This is a genomic window from Amycolatopsis sp. NPDC049159 (assembly GCF_040648295.1).
Taxonomy (GTDB): Bacteria; Actinomycetota; Actinomycetes; order Mycobacteriales; family Pseudonocardiaceae; genus Amycolatopsis; species Amycolatopsis pretoriensis_A.
This window is the reverse complement of record NZ_JBEZDL010000040.1, coordinates 1-16,402: the sequence shown is the minus strand read 5'-3', so window position 1 is coordinate 16,402 and position 16,402 is coordinate 1. Positions and strand designations below refer to the sequence as shown.

General features: G+C 71.8%; 18 protein-coding genes and 2 pseudogenes. 7 read left to right on the top strand and 13 right to left on the bottom strand.

Annotation, left to right across the window (positions count from 1 at the left end):
• Positions 1-70 precede the first annotated feature (70 nt).
• Complete coding sequence (locus AB0B33_RS44440; RefSeq protein WP_360783588.1) at positions 71-1,018, bottom strand: hypothetical protein; 948 nt, start codon at positions 1,016-1,018, stop codon at positions 71-73.
• A gap of 304 nt (positions 1,019-1,322) precedes the next feature.
• Between AB0B33_RS44440 and guaB the strand changes: the two genes are divergently transcribed.
• Entirely contained in the window at positions 1,323-2,834 is a 1,512-nt protein-coding gene (gene guaB / locus AB0B33_RS44435) for an IMP dehydrogenase (RefSeq protein ID WP_360783691.1), read from the top strand.
• Positions 2,835-2,891: 57 nt separating this feature from the next.
• Here the strand turns inward: guaB and AB0B33_RS44430 are convergent, their stop codons facing one another.
• From AB0B33_RS44430 to AB0B33_RS44410, 5 genes are all read right to left on the bottom strand, one after another.
• A complete protein-coding gene (locus tag AB0B33_RS44430; protein WP_360783586.1) occupies positions 2,892-3,194 on the bottom strand; it encodes a hypothetical protein in 303 nt (100 codons plus the stop codon).
• A 150-nt stretch (positions 3,195-3,344) separates the two neighbouring features.
• Entirely contained in the window at positions 3,345-3,569 is a 225-nt protein-coding gene (locus AB0B33_RS44425) for a DUF6480 family protein (protein ID WP_247022402.1), read from the bottom strand.
• Positions 3,570-3,675: 106 nt separating this feature from the next.
• Positions 3,676-4,035 (bottom strand): hypothetical protein, encoded by a 360-nt coding sequence (locus AB0B33_RS44420; RefSeq protein ID WP_360783583.1) that lies wholly within the window; start codon positions 4,033-4,035, stop codon positions 3,676-3,678.
• 148 nt (positions 4,036-4,183) lie between these two features.
• On the bottom strand, positions 4,184-4,699 hold the full coding sequence (locus tag AB0B33_RS44415; protein ID WP_360783581.1) for a cupin domain-containing protein: 516 nt from the start codon (positions 4,697-4,699) through the stop codon (positions 4,184-4,186).
• Positions 4,700-4,711: 12 nt separating this feature from the next.
• Positions 4,712-5,083 carry a muconolactone Delta-isomerase family protein gene (locus tag AB0B33_RS44410; RefSeq protein WP_360783578.1) on the bottom strand — a complete coding sequence of 124 codons (372 nt, stop codon included), beginning with the start codon at positions 5,081-5,083 and terminating at the stop codon, positions 4,712-4,714.
• A gap of 21 nt (positions 5,084-5,104) precedes the next feature.
• Here AB0B33_RS44410 and AB0B33_RS44405 point away from each other — a divergent pair, with 21 nt between their 5' ends.
• The 3 genes and pseudogenes from AB0B33_RS44405 (at position 5,105) to AB0B33_RS44395 (ending at position 6,546) form a co-directional block, all read left to right on the top strand.
• Entirely contained in the window at positions 5,105-5,719 is a 615-nt protein-coding gene (locus AB0B33_RS44405; protein WP_360783575.1) for a TetR family transcriptional regulator, read from the top strand.
• Between the two features lie 244 nt (positions 5,720-5,963).
• Positions 5,964-6,071: pseudogene (locus tag AB0B33_RS44400) on the top strand (ABC transporter ATP-binding protein); the annotation flags it as partial.
• A gap of 307 nt (positions 6,072-6,378) precedes the next feature.
• Positions 6,379-6,546: a hypothetical protein gene (locus AB0B33_RS44395; RefSeq protein WP_360783694.1), complete on the top strand. Its 168-nt coding sequence runs from the start codon at positions 6,379-6,381 to the stop codon at positions 6,544-6,546.
• Positions 6,547-6,589: 43 nt separating this feature from the next.
• Here AB0B33_RS44395 and AB0B33_RS44390 read toward each other — a convergent pair whose 3' ends face one another.
• The 3 genes from AB0B33_RS44390 to AB0B33_RS44380 all read right to left on the bottom strand — a co-directional run bounded on the left by AB0B33_RS44390 (position 6,590) and on the right by AB0B33_RS44380 (position 9,375).
• Entirely contained in the window at positions 6,590-7,801 is a 1,212-nt protein-coding gene (locus AB0B33_RS44390; protein ID WP_360783572.1) for a GNAT family N-acetyltransferase, read from the bottom strand.
• On the bottom strand, positions 7,798-8,130 hold the full coding sequence (locus AB0B33_RS44385; RefSeq protein ID WP_360783569.1) for a metalloregulator ArsR/SmtB family transcription factor: 333 nt from the start codon (positions 8,128-8,130) through the stop codon (positions 7,798-7,800). The genes AB0B33_RS44390 and AB0B33_RS44385 overlap by 4 nt, the downstream gene beginning before the upstream one ends.
• A gap of 120 nt (positions 8,131-8,250) precedes the next feature.
• Complete coding sequence (locus AB0B33_RS44380; protein WP_360783566.1) at positions 8,251-9,375, bottom strand: hypothetical protein; 1,125 nt, start codon at positions 9,373-9,375, stop codon at positions 8,251-8,253.
• A 485-nt stretch (positions 9,376-9,860) separates the two neighbouring features.
• Here AB0B33_RS44380 and AB0B33_RS44375 point away from each other — a divergent pair.
• A pseudogene (locus tag AB0B33_RS44375) lies at positions 9,861-10,139 on the top strand (tannase/feruloyl esterase family alpha/beta hydrolase); the annotation flags it as partial.
• 77 nt (positions 10,140-10,216) lie between these two features.
• Here AB0B33_RS44375 and AB0B33_RS44370 read toward each other — a convergent pair.
• Both AB0B33_RS44370 and AB0B33_RS44365 read right to left on the bottom strand, forming a co-directional pair.
• On the bottom strand, positions 10,217-11,593 hold the full coding sequence (locus AB0B33_RS44370; protein ID WP_360783564.1) for an MFS transporter: 1,377 nt from the start codon (positions 11,591-11,593) through the stop codon (positions 10,217-10,219).
• Entirely contained in the window at positions 11,590-12,435 is an 846-nt protein-coding gene (locus AB0B33_RS44365; RefSeq protein WP_360783561.1) for an alpha/beta fold hydrolase, read from the bottom strand. Before AB0B33_RS44365 ends, AB0B33_RS44370 begins: the two co-directional genes overlap by 4 nt.
• A 76-nt stretch (positions 12,436-12,511) precedes the next feature.
• Here AB0B33_RS44365 and AB0B33_RS44360 point away from each other — a divergent pair, with 76 nt between their 5' ends.
• A complete protein-coding gene (locus AB0B33_RS44360; protein ID WP_360783559.1) occupies positions 12,512-13,462 on the top strand; it encodes a LysR family transcriptional regulator in 951 nt (316 codons plus the stop codon).
• Between the two features lie 319 nt (positions 13,463-13,781).
• On the opposite strand, the gene AB0B33_RS44355 is transcribed toward AB0B33_RS44360, so the two are convergent.
• Positions 13,782-13,931: a hypothetical protein gene (locus AB0B33_RS44355; protein ID WP_360783556.1), complete on the bottom strand. Its 150-nt coding sequence runs from the start codon at positions 13,929-13,931 to the stop codon at positions 13,782-13,784.
• 698 nt (positions 13,932-14,629) lie between these two features.
• On the opposite strand from AB0B33_RS44355, the gene AB0B33_RS44350 reads away from it, so the two are divergent.
• On the top strand, positions 14,630-15,397 hold the full coding sequence (locus AB0B33_RS44350) for a DinB family protein (protein ID WP_360783553.1): 768 nt from the start codon (positions 14,630-14,632) through the stop codon (positions 15,395-15,397).
• 645 nt (positions 15,398-16,042) lie between these two features.
• Here AB0B33_RS44350 and AB0B33_RS44345 read toward each other — a convergent pair.
• Positions 16,043-16,402 (bottom strand): fasciclin domain-containing protein (locus AB0B33_RS44345; RefSeq protein ID WP_360783550.1); only part of this gene is annotated, 360 nt, incomplete at its 5' end.

Genomic DNA, 16,402 nt, shown 5'->3' with positions numbered 1-16,402 from the left:
CGACTCCCCCGTTCGATGGTGCCCGGGCGCGGCGTGACCGCGGGGCCCGGTGTGGAACACGCGCTCGCCCTCAAGCGGTGACGGTCTGGCGCTGCGGGCTTTCGGCTCGCTCGATCTCCCGCGCGATGAACGCGAACAAGGCGTCCGCGCGCTCTTCCCGCTGCGGCGAGGGGAGGAAGCTGAAGCCACCCAGGGTGGTGCACCACTCGTTCAGCACGAAGCCCGTGCCGGTGACCAGCCAGTCGACGCAGAGGTAGCGGGCGCCCAGGCTGTCGGTGATCCGGCGGCACCAGTCACCCAGCTCCGCAGGCACGTCGAACGTGCTCACGTGACCGCCCCTGCTCGTGTTCGCCAGCAGGCCGCCCGCGGCCGGCCGGCGCAGCTGCGCACCGGAGACGACGCCGTCGATCAGGTACACCCGGAGGTCACCTTCGTTGACCAGGTACGGCTGGAGCACGTAGCTGCTGCCGCTCTGGGCGACCAGATCCAGTCCCGAACGCAGTTCTTCCTCGCTCGAGAACCTGAGCACCGCGCGGCCCATCGACATCTCGCGGGGCTTGAGCAGCCACGGCCCGTCACCGAGCAGGGGCAGGTGCCGCAGCACCCGCTGCGCGTGCCTGCCGGGTGGCACGACCAGCGTCGGCAGGTGCGGCACGCCCAGCGCGCCCGCCCGGTCGGCGATGGCCAGCTTGTCGCGCTCCAGGAACTCGAGGTCCGTGGTGGTGCGGTTGACCAGAACGCTGTCGCTGGCCGCGACGACCTCGTAGATCGCTCCGAGGAACTGGGCGGCCTGCGGATCGGCGCTGGTCTGCTCGAGCAGGAAACAGCCCCGCTCTTCGAGCAGATCGCGTTCCGCGCGGTACAGGTGCGGACGGCGGCCGACCGCCGGGACGAGTTCGCGCGCCGGGACGAATTCGAAACCCAAACCGGACTTTTCGGCGGCCGGCAGGTAAAGGTCGAGGAGTTTCCGTTCTTTGCCGCGCAGCCACGCGTCCGGGAAGTCGTCGGGATGGTGCACGAACGAAACCGTCCGGCGCACGTTTCCGCGCAGCACGAATATTCCCCCCACAATTGATGCGCGCCGAGACGGCACGAACCCACAGCGGCCCTCCCGCCGCCGGTCCGAAGTGAAGCAAGGCGGACACCGGCGGGGCAAGGTGACCATGATCACCCGTCCCGACCACCGACAACGTCCGGTCGAGTCGGCCGAACTGGCGGAGCCGGGGGCACGGGACGCCCGGTGCGGCACGTCGTTCCAGGTCATCGGCCCTGCCCTACACTGGGCGGGGTCCACGTTGGAAGCGAAAGGTGTACACGAGCGCATGGTCAGCGAAGAAGTATTCCCGGCGAAGTTCGACTCCCTCGGTCTCACCTTCGACGACGTGCTGCTGCTCCCCGCCGAATCCGACGTGATTCCCAGCCAGGTCGACACCACGACGCGGCTGACCCGGAACGTCACCCTCAAGATGCCGCTCGTCTCCGCGGCGATGGACACCGTCACCGAAGCCAAGATGGCGATCGCCATGGCCCGGCAGGGCGGCATCGGCGTTCTGCACCGCAACCTGCCGGCCGAGGCCCAAGCACGCCAGGTCGAAACCGTGAAGCGTTCCGAAGCGGGAATGGTCACCGACCCGGTCACCTGCCGGCCGACCCAGACCCTCGCCGAAGTCGACGCGCTTTGCGCCCGGTACCGCATTTCCGGTGTGCCGGTGGTGGACGACGACGGCAAGCTGGCGGGGATCATCACCAACCGCGACATGCGGTTCGAAATGGACACGCAGCGCCCGGTCGCCGAGGTGATGACGAAGTCCCCCCTCATCACGGCTCCGGTCGGCGTGACTCCCGAAGAGGCTTTGCGGCTCCTGCGCGAAAACAAGGTCGAGAAGCTGCCGATCGTCGAAGACGGTGGCCGGCTCGTCGGGCTGATCACCGTCAAGGACTTCGCGAAGAACGAGCAGTTCCCGGACGCCGCCCGGGACAAGGCGGGGCGCCTGCTGGTGGCCGCCGCGATCGGCGTCGGCGAAGATGCCCTCAACCGGGCGAAGCTGCTGGTCGACGCCGGCGTCGACGTCCTCATGGTCGACACGGCCCACGGTCACCAGGGCGACGTCCTGACCGCGGTGGCCGCTGCGAAGCGCCTTTTCGCCGACGGGGTCGACGTCGTCGGCGGGAACGTCGCCACGCGCGCGGGAGCACAAGCGCTGATCGACGCGGGCGCCGATGCCGTCAAGGTGGGCGTGGGCCCGGGTTCGATCTGCACCACCCGGGTGGTCGCCGGAGTCGGCGTCCCGCAGATCAGCGCGATCTACGAGGCTTCGCTCGCCTGCGCCGCCGCCGGCGTGCCGGTGATCGGTGACGGCGGGATCCAGTACTCCGGCGACATCGCCAAAGCGCTCGCGTCGGGAGCCGACACCGTGATGCTCGGCAGTCTCCTCGCCGGCACCGGCGAAGCGCCCGGCGAACTCGTGTACATCGACGGCGAGCAGTACAAGACCTACCGCGGCATGGGCTCCCTGGGAGCCATGCAGTCCCGCAACGGCACCAAGTCGTTCTCGAAGGACCGCTACTTCCAGGGCGATGTCCTGGCGGAGGAAAACCTGGTCCCGCAGGGCATCGAGGGACGCACGTCGTTCCGTGGACCGGTAGCCGACGTCGTGTACCAGCTCGTCGGGGGGCTGCGCGCCGGAATGGGCTTCGTCGGCGCCCGCACGATCGCCGACCTGCAGCAGGCCCAGCTGGTCCGGATCACCGCGGCCGGTCTGCGCGAAAGCCACCCGCACGACATCACCATCACGACCGACGCCCCCAACTACAACTCACCGGGCCGCCGCTGAACCGGCCGATTCGCCCCCCGCACAACGCGGGGGGCCGAATCGGTCTCGCCGCATCGCTCACGACTGGCTCAGGCCGATGCTCGCCGAGATCGGACGGACGTTGACGCAGCTGGCGGTGGACTGCCCCGGGTAGCTGCCGGCCGGTTGCCAGCTTCCGTAGGCGTACCTGGTGCTCGTGCACTTGGCGACCGCGCGGTAGCTGCCGGGACCTTTGGTGCACTTCGCGTAGGTGGTGTACAGCCCCGAAATTCCCCAGGTGCACCCGGACGGCCACGGTTCCGCCGAAGCGGAACCGGCTGTCGCGAGCGCACCCGAGACCACCAAGCCGGCAATCATCGAAACCGCAGCTGCCTTCTTCATTCGCCGCTCCCCTGGTTCGCACCTGTCCCATGGCGAAGCCGACACGTCCACCCGCGACCGCCGGTTGACGCGGATCCCCGGCAATCACCCGATCGGCACAGTGATGCACGGCCCACGACGCGAGCCGGCCTTCGTCCCGGGAAGCGGTCGTCAGCCGAAGAGGTCGAAGGCGCGCAGCAGGAAGAACGCGGCCACCCCCAGCACGATGACCCCGATCAGGACGAGCGCGAGCACCGGAACCGTCTTCGACGGCATCGGCTGCGGGTGGGACAGGCCGGAGGTCTGCCCGGCGTCGGGCGGGGTGTCGCCCGGGGTGACCGAACCGCCCCGTTCCAGGCCCGGCACCTCGTCGGGCTCGGGTCCCGGCGCGGTCATGAGCGCGCCGCCGGGACGTCCGTCGAGGGCTGGGCCGACATCGTGATCACCTGTTCTCCGGGAGGGGGCGGCCAACGGCCGTGGATGCGTTCGCCGGCGGGGCCGGTCAGGCCACGAAGGCGGAGGCGGCGCACAACGCCGCCCACGTGGCGGCGAAGGCCGCGACCTTGCCGCGCGCGGAGCGGTCGGGCAGGGTGGCGCCGAAGATGAGCGCATCCGCGGCGTCGGAGGCCACGCGCGCGGCGAGGGCGACACGCAGCGGACGACCCGGTGGGGCGAACATCATCGCGAGCCCGATGACGGCGTCCCGGGCCCCGATGCCGCCGATCAGCGTCCGCACGCCCGCGGTGACCCCGCCGGTGGGAGTGGTCAGGCCGCACGGTTTGGCCAGCACCTTCGGCGCGGCGATGATCGTCACGCTGTAAGCGGCGGTGGCCGTTCCGAGGACGCGGGTCAACGCGGGCATCGGTCACATCCTTCGCATCGGTCTCGAGCACCAGACCGGACGCATACCCGGTCGAATCGACAACAAACCGATGCACTTGCCGTAAACCGGCTACCGTCGGAGAGTCACCCGATCGAGAGGCGCCGCGGGACTGGAAGTGCGGCCGTGCTCAGTGGGTCCACTTCGCGGCCCAGGCCGTGTCGGCGCTCGCCGACCAGAAGTTGTCCATCAGCTGCGCCGCGGAGCGCGGGTCGAAGCCGAGGTCGGGCGGCGGCAGTTCACGCCGCTCCGCGGGAGTGCCCAACCCCATGATGACCTGCTCGAAGCCGCCCGGCGTGTAGCCGTTGAGCACATGGGCGGCGCTCCGGGTGGTGAAACCGTGCACCGTTCCGCGCGGGATCCACACCGAGTCACCCGCCGTCGCGCGCATCGGCGGCTGGTCCCCGACCCGGAATTCGATGGAGCCTTCGAGCACGTTGAACCACTCGTCGATCGGGTGCACGTGAGGCGGCGGCCCGCCCTCCGCCGGCATCCACTGCTCCATCACCGAGAACGCTCCCCCGGTCTGTTCCGAGGCCGCCAGCACGACCCAGAGGACGCCGAACGCCCAGTACGCCGGCGCGGTGTCCCTCCCGGCCACGAACGGCACGCCATGCGGGGAGACGGTGTTCTTCTCTTCCTTCACGATCGCGTCCTTTCAGCGGGCGTCCGCGGGCGCGAGCGGGTAGACGTCGGCATCGAAGAACCGGGCGAAGGGCAAGGTGGCCAGGGTCTCCGCCACTTGTTCCTGATCGGCGGCCACGATCTCGACGAACGTCGCCCGCCGCGCCGGGGAAACGTAGTGGGCGCCGACCTTTCCCTGCGAGCGCAACACTTCCAGCTGCCGGTGCTCGTCCTCTCTCAGCGCGGCGAATTCCGCGAGGTCGGTGTCGTCCCGGAGGGTTCCGACCACCATGAACGTCTGTGCCGTGCCGGGGTTCGGAGGCATGTTTTTCCCTTTCGAGGGTGCTTCGCCGGGTCTGATGTCTCGACGTGACATCACCGTAGCACTGATGTCCCGCCGCGTCATCGACGCGGGTATCCTGGTGCCATGCCCCGGTGGGAAGAAGGCAGCGAAGAGCGGATGAAGCAGTCCGCCATGGAGCTGTTCGAGGAACAAGGCTTCGAGGCCACCACCGCGGTCCAGATCGCCGAACGCGCCCGCGTCACCACCCGGACGTTCTTCCGCTACTTCCCCGACAAGGAAGAAATCCTCTTCGCCGACGCGGACCTGCTCAACGCGGCGCTCGTCCGGGAGCTCCTGCGGACGCCCGACCTCGAACAGCCACTCCGGACCGTGGTCCGGACCCTGGCCGGGTACGACTGGGAACAACTCGGCTCACGAGACCTCCTGCGCCGGCGGAGCCGGCTGATCGCGTCGAACCCCGGGTTGCTGGAACGCGATCTGATCAAGCGGCACCAGATGGCCGAGGGGTTCCGCCGGGCACTGGGCGAGCGCGGGGTCGATCCCGACACCGCGGAGCTGGCAGCCAGTACGGGAAGCCAGATCTTCGGTACGGCCTACCGCAAGTGGCTCGAAAGCGACGACGGCACCGACCTGACGACCATCACCGACACCGTGACGTCCCTTCTCTCCGACATCGTGCCCGCGGCCCGGCCACCACGAGGACGCCGCCGGGCGCCGGCCGCTTCGCCGGCGAAGTAACTCGCCGCACACGGTCGAGAAGACCATCACCGACGGCTGGCGCCAGGCCGCCGCCGGGCCAGTGTCCAAGGACTCCGCCGAGCTTCTCGAAGCCGATACCGCCGGTCTCGTCACCGCCGAGGACGCGCAGTACGCACTCGAGACCACCTGCGCGGAACCTGAGGGCTGGTCGCGCCCGGGTACGACCCCACTGTCCACGAAGGACATCGCGCTCAACCTCGCACCGCCACCACCAAGGGGCGCCATGCCGGTCGTCGAGGTCGAGCACCTCCGCAAGCGGTACGGGGACGAAGCCGCGGTCGACGACGTCTCGTTCATTGTCGAACGCGGCGAGATCTTCGGGATCCTCGGCGCCACGAAGGCCGGCGAGCCGGGCAGGCTCGGCGTCAGCGCACCCTCCCCGGACCGATCCAGAAGTGCCGTTCGGCACCGCAAGTGGCCATGCCCCCTCCGCCGTTCCCCGGCATCACCGCTGCCTACGCCAACAGTTTGCGCCCCGAAACCAGGACACGTCCCTCGCTCACGACGGCCGCCTCGGCCGCCGGCGCCGGACCTCACTGTCCCGCACGAACCGCGCGGTGGACCTGACGATTGCCGCTCAGCCGAGCACGAAGTAGCGCAACCAGAGGTAGGGCGCGGCGATCAGCACGGTCAGCAGCGTGACCTGGGCGCCCTTGCGGGTGAACTCCCAGTGGGAGGTCTACACGGTCAAGGGCGACTCGACGACGTTCGGCACCGACAGCGCCGCCCTGGTCACCCCGGCGACGTGCTGCACGCCCGACGCCGGGACCGGCGCGACCGCCAAGCCGGCGGGCTGCTGCAGCTGAAGGCCCGGAGCCGGTGCGCGATCGAGGGGCGCACCGGCTCCGCTCAGCCGCCGACCCGCGAGCTGCGGCGCTCGATCATGACCACATCCCGCCACACGCCGTGCTGCCGGCCGACGCGTTCGCGGACCCCGATCTCCCGGAACCCGGCCCGGCGGTGCAGTTCGCGGCTGGCGGTGTTCTCGGGGAACACGCCGCTCTGGATCGTCCAGACCCCGGCGTTCTCGGTCGAGGTGACCAGCGCGGCCAGCAGTGCCTGCCCGACACCGCGGCCCCGCGCCTCCGGGTCGACGTAGACGCTGTGCTCGACGACCCCGGCGTACACGCACCGCGAGGACACGGCCGAGACCGCGGCCCAGCCGACAACTCGGCCGCCCGAGTCGAGCGCGACCAGCCGGTGCTCCGGGAGGTGGGCGGCGTCCCATGCTTCCCAGGAGGGAGCGGTGGTCTCGAAGCCGGCCTGACCGGTGTCCAGCCCGGCCTGGTAGATCGCCAGCACCCGGTCCGCGTGCTCGGCCGTCATCGCGACGACCTCGACCGGCCTGGTGGCGCGGATGATCGCGGAGTGGAGCTTGTCGCCGGTCTCGTGGGTGAGCCGGACGTCGACACCGCCGAGCCCGGCGTCGCGCAGGAGTTCCCGGTAGCGGTCGGCGGTGAGCGCGCCGCCGAGGCACTCGACCGCGCCGGCGCGGGCCGCGCGTTCGGCGTCGGTGAGGCTGTCGTCGGCCAGGATGTCGGTGATGCCGAGGCGGCCGCCGGGCCGCAGGACGCGGGCGATCTCGCCGAACACCGCGGGCTTGTCCGGCGACAGGGCGATGACGCAGTTGGAGATGACGACGTCGACCGAGGCGTCCGGCAGCGGGATCCGCTCGATGGTGCCCTTGCGGAACTCGGCGTTGGTCACCCCGGCCTGCTCGGCGTGCCGACGGGCGAGAGTGAGCATCTCGTCGGTCATGTCCAAGCCGATCGCCCGGCCTTCCGGCCCGACGCGGCGAGCGGAGAGCAGGACGTCCAGCCCGCCGCCGGAGCCGAGGTCGAGCACGGTCTCCCCGGGCTTCAGCTCGGCGACGGCGAGCGGGTTGCCGCAGCCGAGGCTGGTGGCGGTCATCTCGGCCGGAAGCTCCGCACCGGCGTAATGAACAGCGCCGAGCCGGTCGGTGTCCCCCGCGCCGGCCAGCAGGCCGGTCCCCTCCCCGGCCAAGGCCAGCCGGGCGGCGGTGGCGTAGCGCTCATGGACGGCGTCGCGATCGGGGTTCATCGGGCCTCCTCGTCGACGGTCCCGGCGAACGACCGGACCCCGCGCCCCATGACGACGTCCGCAGCACTCGGGAAGCAGGAGACGCACTCCTCGTTGACCCGGTAGAGCCGAGCGGTCCCCCGCGGCTCGACCAGCACGAACCCGGTATCGGCCAGGACCTTGAGGTGCGCCGAGACGGTGGACTGCCCGACGCTGACCTGCTCGACGACCTCCCCCACCGCCATCGGCGCGCCGGTCTCGGCGAGCAGGTTGAGGATCTGCACCCGGGTCGGATCGGCGAGCGTCCGGAACCACTCGGCGTAGGTCTTGGCGGTCTCCCGGTCCAGCACAGCCGGCTCCTTCCATCGTCGATCGACGATAGGCGATGAAAGGGCTCAGCGGAAGCCGCCGCTCCGCGCCGGCCGGCGGCCGCACCCGGAGGTCCTCCTCAAACCCTGACCGGCGCGCGCTCAGTCCCCGCCGGTTTCGGCTTCCTCAGCGCGCTCGCGGTTGCGCTGCTGCCGCTCCCGCTCACGCCGGCTGTACGTCGCCCGACGGACCCGTTCCTCATCTTCGACACTCGAACCCACCGCCCCCGCAACAATCCCCACCGACGTCGCCAACCACACCAACTTCAAGTACGACACCGGCCCCGCCGGATGACCGAGAACCTCCCCGAAATAAGTGCCCTCGACCAGCACGACCGACGCCACCAACGCCAGCACGAACAGGATGACGTACATGCACGCCACCCCGATCGACAACGTCAACACCGTGGAAGCGTTGTACAACAAAGCTTTCCGCCGATCCAGGTGCCCGGACGGCGAATCCCACAACCGGTTGTGCACCATCAGCCAACCCGCCATCACCACGATCGCCAGCACCGTGATCCCAGCCAGCCGCAACCCGGGCAACGCCTCAGCCAGCTTCCAGAACGACGTCGTGATGATCCCGTACGCGGCCGTCGCCGCCGCCGCCGCAGCGGCCCCGGCAAGATTGGGCACCAGCCGCCACGGGCGGTTGTCCCGGATCATCCCCGCCAGCAACCGCAGCCGGCCACGCACACCCACCAGCGCCAAGTGCTCGTCAGCGGCACCGCGGCCGCGCATGTGCCGCGTCGGCGCCACCAGCTCCCGCAGCCGGTCAAGCATCCCCCGCGGCGGATCGGCCTCCTTCGCCGACCGGTGCGCCACCAAGTGCCGGACCAGGTGGACGACCAGCCGGGACACCCGGCCACGCAGCCGCAGAGCACCGAGCGCGGGCAGCGACACCATCGCCACGCCGTGGTCGGCGTTGTAATCCGACGCGATCGGCACTGTCCCGGCTCGCCGGGGGAGGTCGGTGATGAGCACCAGCAGGTCCCAGCCGTGCGCGGCTCGGCGCTCCTGCGCCAGATCCAGCATCGGGATGTCGCCCTCGTCGTTCAAGGGAAGGGACTGCGTCTCGTGCTCGACACGCCAGGTCGTCTCCTCGCCGAGGTCACGGGCCAGGCGGGCGGGCAGGCCGTCCGCGATCCTCCCGGCGAGCTGCCCCGGTAACCCGTCATCGGTCAGCAGGCCCACGACGAGGGCCTCCGGCGCACGCTGGGCGGTCATCCTCGAGCCTTTCCTCGGTTTCTCCGAAATGAGCTCTCCGGGTTCCCGGCCCGGCCACCGGCAAACGACCGCCTCTTTCGGCGTTGCCACCCGCCGGGCACCGAAAGCCCGGGCGTGCGGGCGCTGTCCCCCGGCGCGCCGCGCGGCCCACGGGTAGCCGCCGCACCGTGGATCGGTGGTACCGCGCGACGAAGCTCTACGACTTCGGGCTCGACCAGGCCCGACGCCCAGGCCGGCCCAGGGGCCGGCCGGCGTGCTGGACAGCGACCGGCGGCTGGAACCGGCCTACAGCTTGCTGCTCACCGTGCCGGGCAGCCCCGTGCTGCGGTACGGGGACGAGATCGGCGTGGGCGAGGACCTGACCCTGCCCGGGCGCACCGCGATCCGCACGCCGGCGCTTTCGAGCCGGAGCACCTCGGCAAGTGGGCGAATCTTCGCCAGTGGCCACCCGGGCGTGCGGGTCGGTGGCGTTGTGAGCCACCTCAATCGGATGGTCACCATTCCCCCGGGACTCCCTCACCCTCGACCCCCGCCGCCCGGGTACGTGGACGCCGCGGATCAGCGAGCTCTCGGCGCTGCAGGACGTCGACGATCCCGACCTGCGGCCCTTCGCCCGGGCCGGGGGGAAGCTGCTGATCCTGCACGGAGCAGCCGACGAGCCGGTCGGCCCCCGCTCCACCGCCGAGTACTTCGCCCGCGTACGGCAGACCGTCGGCCACCAGGCCACCGACCGGTTCGCCCGCTTCTACGTGGTGCCCGGCGCCAACCACGTCAACCCGCCGGCTCCTCGCACACCGGCCGCACTGCTTTCCCGGCCGGTGCCCGAGTTCGCGGGTGGTGCTCAGCAGTTCTTCGGCCGGGAGAGCGAACTTTGCCACGACACACCGTCAGGACTTTCCGTGGCGGGCTTCCGCAAGCGGGCCGTGGCCGCGGCCGCGAGCAGGAACACCACAGCCTCGTAGCCCATCGCCGCGTCCAGGGCCCCGGCGGTGTAGGCGACCCCCGCCAGGGCGACGCCGAGTGTGCCGCCGAGTTGCTGCGCGGTGGGCAGCAACCCCGACACGGAACTGGCCACGGACACCGGAACCCGGTTCAGGACCAGGGAAAACGCCGATGCCGTGAAAACGCCGAACGCGAAGCCGCCGCCCCCGAGCACCGCCCACAGGACCGGCGCCGGCCCGGCCAGCACCGGAATGACCAGCAGCGACACGACGGCCAGGCCGGCGGACGCGGCGGCGAGCGCCGCGGCGCCGAACCGGCGTGCCGCGGCTTCGGCGACCGCGCTGCCGAGCAGGGCGCCGACCGCGTACGGCGCGACGGTCAACGCGGTCACCAGCGGGTCGCGGTGCAGCGTGCCCTGCAGGTGCAAGGAAAGCAGCAGGCTGAACGACGGGATCCCGGCGTTGAAGAGGAACACCGCGCCGATGCCCCACCGGGTCCTCGACGCGCTCAGCGCTTCCGGCCGCACCAAGGGGTCGCGCACTCGGCGTTGTGCCGCGGCGAAGGCGGCGAGCAGGCCCAGCCCGAGGGCCAGGCTCACCCACGTCCAGGCCGGCCAGCCCGCGTCCTGGCCGAGCGTCAACGGCAGCACGAGCAGGACCAGCCCGGTCAGCGACAACGCGGCGCCGACCGGATCCACCCGGCTCGCGTCCGCCGGGCCGCGCCCGCCGGGCACGATCCGGACCAGGGCCAGCGACACGATCCCCACCGGCACCGGCAGGGCCAGTGCCAGCCGCCAGCCCAGCCCGAACGGGTCGAAGTGCAGCAGGACGCCGCAGCACAGCGGGCCGGCCAGCGACGCCACGGCCATCGTCGCCCCGTACCGGCCCAGGACCCCGGCCCGCCGGTCCGCGGGCACCGCGGTCTGGATCAGCGACAGGATCTGCGGCGCGACCAGGCCGCTGCCGGCGCCCTGCACCAGCCGGGCGGCCACGAGGGACCCGACGTCCGGCGCGGCGGCCGCGGCCAGTGACGCCAGCGTGAACACGGCCGTGCCGGTGACGAACACCCGCCGGTAGCCGAACCGGTCGCCGAGCCGGGCCGCGGTGATCAGCGCGCAGGCGTAGGTCAGCGTGTAGCCGACCAGAGCGAGCTGGCCCGCGCCCGAACCGGCCGCGAGGTCGTGGCGGATGCGCGGGACGGCGAGCTGCATCACGGTGACGCTCATCAGCTGGACGAACGTCCCCGACAACAGCACGGCCTGCGCGGCGGGCCTCATGCCTGCTTCGCGATCCGGCCGAGGAGCTCGGCGAGCTCGCCGGGGCGGGTCAGGAACGGCGAGTGCCCGCCGGGCAGGGAGTGCACCGCGAACGGGTGCTCCGGGGTCAGGCGGTCCGCTTCGGCGATCATCAGGTCCTGGGTGGCCGGCGGCAGCGCCAGGTCGTCGGTCAGCCGGATGTAGCTGCGCGGCACCCGGCCCCACCGTCCGGCGGTCACCGGGTACGCGCCGGCGAGCGACGCCATCGGTTCGTCGGGGTGCAGCGTCAGGCGCCAGCCCGGCTTGTCCGCGGGCCAGTCGGTCAGGAACGCCCGCCGGATCGCCTCGACCTCGGCGGGGTCGGGCGAGAGCGGGTTGATCCGGAAGGCGCCGAGGACGTCGGGGTCGCCGGTCCGGGGTGCGTGGGCCGCGCCGGCGTTCACCGGGTCCGTCACGTAGTCGCCGAAGCGCGGCCGTCCGGCGGGCACGAACGCCGACAGGTAGACGACGTGGTCGACCAGGTCGGCGTGCCGCTCGACCGCGGCCGAGACCGGGCCGCCGCCCGCGCTGTGCGCGACGAGGACCACGCGGGTGAACCGGCGGCGCACCTCGGCGAGGTCGGCGATCAGGGCGTCGACGAGCACCTCGGTGGTCAGCCCGGCGAGCGCGGAGGGCTCGGTCGCCAGCCCGGGCTGCCCGGGCCGGAGGTACCCGGACGGCAGCGGCGCGGTCACGCCGTGCCCGGGGAGGTCCACGGCGACGCCGACGGTGCCTTGCGCGGCCAGTGCCCGCTGGGTGGCGGCCCAGTGCAGTGAGGAGTGCCAGGCACCGTGAACGAGGACGAAAGCGGTGGTTTCGGTCATGGAACCCACCCCACCGTCCGACGAGTGCGCTATCCAGTTTCATAGCTGAATCACCCTCGCGCGATATCCTGAAAATATGGAGTCCCGTCACCTCCGCTACGCCCTCGCGCTGGCCGAGCACCAGCACTTCGGCCGCGCGGCCGCATCCCTCGGCATCGCCCAGCCGCCGCTGTCCACCCAGATCGCGGCCGTCGAACGCGAGGTCGGCGAGCGGCTCTTCGACCGCACGCCCCGCGGGGTGTTCCCGACCGCGGCCGGCACCGCGTTCCTGGCCCGCGCCCGGCGGGCACTGGGCGAGATGACCGCCGCAGCGGTCGAAGCCGGCCGCGCGGCCCGCGGCGAGACGGGACAGCTGCGCATGGGCTTCATCGGCTCGGCCCTGCTCGACCCGCTGCCCGGCGTGCTGGGCCGGTTCCGCAAGGCCCGGCCGGACGTCCGGCTCGACCTGCGGGAGATGAACAGCGCGGAGGGGACGGCCGCCCTGGTCGCCGGCGAACTCGACGTCGCGGTCGGCCGCGGCGCACCGCGCGGCGCGCGCGTGGACGGCCTGGTGACCGTCCCCATCGGCGCCGACCACCTGGTCGCCGTCGTCGGCACCGCCCACCCCTTCGCCGGCCGCGCGGCGATCCGGCTCGAGCAGCTCGCGGCCGAGCGCCTGATCATGTCGGCGCCCGCTCAGGAACCCGCCGTGGCTGCGCGCCTGCGCGACCTGTTCGGCACCGGCGCGGCCGCGCTGGACGCCGCGACGACGTCCCGGGACGTCCACACGATCATCGGCCTGGCGGCGTGCGACGTCGGTATCGGCCTCGGCCCGGCCCGGATGCGGCTGATCGCCCGCAAGGACGTCTGGTTCTGCGACATCACCCCGCACGTCCGCCTCCCGGACCTGCAGCTGTCCTTCCGCGCGGCCGACGACTCCCCGGTGCTCGCGGCGTTCCTGAACGTCGTCCGCGCCAACTGCGCCGAAGTCGGCTCCCGGCTCGACGACGTCCTCGCCCGCCGCGAAGCCCGGTCGGTCAAGCAGTAGTCACCGGGTGCGGACGCTCTCCCGGCTCTTGACGGCGATCGGCGCGAACCGTGTGGCCGTGGACACCGAGCCCGAGGAGTCAGGTCCCGCGGGTATTCGACAAATGCCCGTCATCGGCCGAGGCCATGCCTCCGAGGCATGGCATCGCCTCATGCTCGAGTTGCGTCAGCTCGACCACTTTCGCGCGGTGGCCGAGTTCGGCTCGGTCTCCCGCGCTGCGGCGGCCTGCACCTCACCCAGCCCGCCTGGGCGAACCGGACCCGAAGTACGGCACCCTGCTCTTGCGGTGCCTGCGGGACGTCGCGGCGCAGCTCCGGCGCTAGCGGGAGCACCCGGTTCCCGGCGGCAACAGCTTGCCCAGCGCCTCGGCTGTCGCCTCGATGTCCGAAGTGGTGTGCGCGGTGCTGAGGAAGATCTTGCCGGAGGGCATGAACAGGAAGCCCTGGCGCAGCATCCCTTCCAGGAGCACCGTCCAGAAACCGCCGGTGCCGTGCAGGCCGGTGGCCCCGCCGGCGGGGACGTACTGGAGGAGCGAGCCGACCCGGGTGAAGCCGCCGCAGCCCGGAACCGAACCGAGCGCGCCGCCGACGAGAGCTTCGAACTCGGACGAGGTCTCCTCGAGCGCTTCGTAAACCGCCGGATCCGCGCCGGGATGGCGTTGAGGACGAACGGCTGTCCCGCCGCGGCGACGACCTGGCCGATGAGGGCCAGGTGAAGTCGTCGGCAACCAGCCTCAGGAACGCCCCGGCGGCGGTGAGGACCGCGCCGGCGACGAGGGCCGGCCGGGATCGCGAGCAGCACGTAGACCAGCGGGAAGACCTGCGACAACCAGCCGATCGCCCCGACGGAAACCCCGAAGTGCCGCGCGGCGTCCGCCGTGACGGGCGCATAGGTCACGAAGAGCGCCTGGCTCGCGGCCGCCAGCAGCCCGTAGGCGAGGAAGACCGTCCACCGGCTCTTCACCTGCTGCTGTGCCGTCAGGGTGGCGGCTCTGCGCGCGACCCGCGCCCGGCGGGGTGGAGCGTGCAGACCGAACGACTCGCCACGCCTGCGCCGCGATCGTCCTCGGGTACGACACCCTGCACCTCGATTCACGCCGCGCGGTGCATCCGGCACCAACGGCTTCCGGCCGTGGCGCGGGCGGAAAGGGTGCACGAGACTGTTCCGATGGTTTCCGAATACGCCCAGAGCGACCGGTTCCGCGGTGCTCGTATCCACCTGTGCGACCTCGCCGGCCTCGAGATCCGCGACTGCGCGGTGAACGGCCTGAAGATCGTCGACTGCTACGGCAGCGACGTCTACCTCGGTGGCTACTTCGAGCGTCTCGTCGTCAACGACGTCGACGTGACCGCCTACGTCGAGGCAGAGCTCGACCGCCGGCACCCCGCCCGGGCGCTGGCACGGGAAGCGGTTTCCCCCGGGGACTACCGGGCTGCCTGGGACGCCGTCGAGGCCTTGTGGCGCACCACGCTCGACCGGGCGAAGCTGTTGCCCGAAGCGAAACTGCACGAGCGGGTCGACGGCGAGTGGTCGTTCGTCGAAACCCACCGCCACCTGCTGTTCGCCTGCGATGCCTGGTTCGGCAACGCCGTGCTCGAGGAGGCAGCGCCCTACCACCCGCTCGGTTTCCCCGCCGGGGGGACGCCCCCCGAGGAGGCGGCGAAGCTGGGCCTCACCCTCGAAGCCACCCCGACGCTCGACGAAGTGCTCGCGCCGCGGCTCGCCCGCATGGCCGCGATGCGGCGGGTCGTCGACGGGCTCACCGCCGCCGAACTCGACCGGGTGTGCGGCCGCAAACCAGCGGACATGTACCCCGAGCAGGAGTACGTCGTGCGCCGCTGCCTCAAGGTCGTGCTGAAGGAAGAAGCCGAGCACCACCGTTACGCGGTGCGCGACCTCGCGGTGCTCGAAGCGGGCGTGCCCGAACCGCGGTAGTTTCGGTGCCCGCTGGCCGGGAAGGCCGGCGGTGCGGGCGGAAACACGTCGTGGCGGGCGTAGCCGCACTTCTCCGCCACGCGACACGAGACCCGGTCGCCCTCCGCGTGCAGCGGGCCAAAGCGGGTCAGCCGGGTGCGGTGCTGCGAATGCAGTGCCCACCGCGACGTGATCTCGAGGGCGCGGGCGGCGATACCGCGTCCCCGGGCCTGGGCGACCGTCCAGTAGCCGGCCCCGGCCGCGCCGGCGGTCTCGGCCTTCACCACCGTGGGCCGCAGGGTGTGGAGTCGTCGGCATCGGCCACCACCGCGGAACTGAACCGTGTCGCGGAGTCCCAGCCGGCGGCCCGTGCGTCCACCGGCGCAGCAGCGGATCGCGGTGCGGAAGGGATGATCGTCACGGTGGTTCATCCCGCCCTGCCGAGGGCCGATCGCCGCCACGGCCTGGGAGTGATCCGGCGGTGGCGGCGATCGGCGGACGCCGCAGCTTCGGCGTCCCCGGCGGCGGATCCCCTGCTTACCGCCGCCGAGCTGTGCTCGCTGTCCGGACCGGGACAGCGGAAGACGACCGCCCCGGGCTCCAGGAGGTTCGGGGAGCCCGGGGCGGCCGTCCGGTGCCGGCCGCCCCTCGGCGGCCGAGCCGGTGTTACTTGTTGGTGCCGGGGGTCAGCACCTTGTCGATCACGAAGACCGTGGCGTTCTTCGTGGGGATGTTGCCGCAGAGGATCTTCGCGCCGTTGACGGTCATGTTCTCGCCCGAACCCTCGATCTTCAGCGGGCCGCCGGCGGCGTTGAGCGAGTCCAGCGAACCCGCCGACGCGAGCCCCTTGGCGTCGTAGCGCTTGCCCACGACGTGGTACTGCAGGATCGGCGACAGCTCGGCCGGCTTGCCCGCCAGCTCGGCGAACTTCGCGTCGCCCAGCGCCGCGAACGCCGGGTCCGCCGGCGCGAACACCGTGATCGCCGGCGCGCTGTTGAGCGTGTCCACCAGGTTGGTGGCCTTGAC